Annotated in this window: 1 protein-coding gene; it reads right to left on the reverse strand. The window is 61.8% G+C overall.

The annotated features are described in order from the left end of the window. A partial coding sequence (locus C3Y91_RS04345; protein WP_168575074.1) for an ISNCY family transposase occupies positions 1–644 on the reverse strand: 644 nt, incomplete at both ends.

A 644-nucleotide genomic window follows, 5' to 3' on the forward strand; every position in this document is an offset into this window, starting at 1 on the left:
CATAGCGCTGCTCACGCTTGCACAGGATCTCCTTCAGCCGGTCCGACGCAAGATTTATCGGCCGGTGCAGGTCATCGGACCGGGCAGGGACAATCGCAAACCGGGCATTGTAGTCCTCCATGAAGCCCGGCAAAAACGCGTTGCCCGTCTCCATATCGCCGATATCCGCCAGCCGTAATTCCTTGACCAGCCGATCCTGCAGCGTCCGGTTCATCCGCTCGACGCGACCTTTGGCCTGACTGGAATTTGCACAAAGAATCTCGATGTTTAGCTCACAAAGCGCCCGCCCGAACTGGGTCATGCCCTGGCCACCCTTGGCGTCCTTCTTCGCCACCCGGAACACCGAATGCTTGTCGGAGTAGAAGGCCACAGGCGCGCCGTGACGCTTGAGGTAAAGCGCCAGCGCCTCGAAATAGCTGAAGGCGCTTTCCGAGCGCACGAACCGCAACTGCATCAGCTTGCCCGTCGCATCGTCGACGAACACCAGCAGCGAGCATGGATCACCGCGGTCCTCGAACCAGCGATGCTCGGACCCGTCGATCTGCACCAGCTCGCCATAGGCTTCACGCCGCAAGCGCGGCTGATGGAACGTCCGCCGCTGCTTGCGCGACAGCCAAAGTCCGGCCCCTGTCATCCAGCCGCGC

The sequence above is a fragment of the Rhizobium ruizarguesonis genome (genome assembly GCF_012349115.1).
Lineage (GTDB): Bacteria > Pseudomonadota > Alphaproteobacteria > Rhizobiales > Rhizobiaceae > Rhizobium > Rhizobium ruizarguesonis.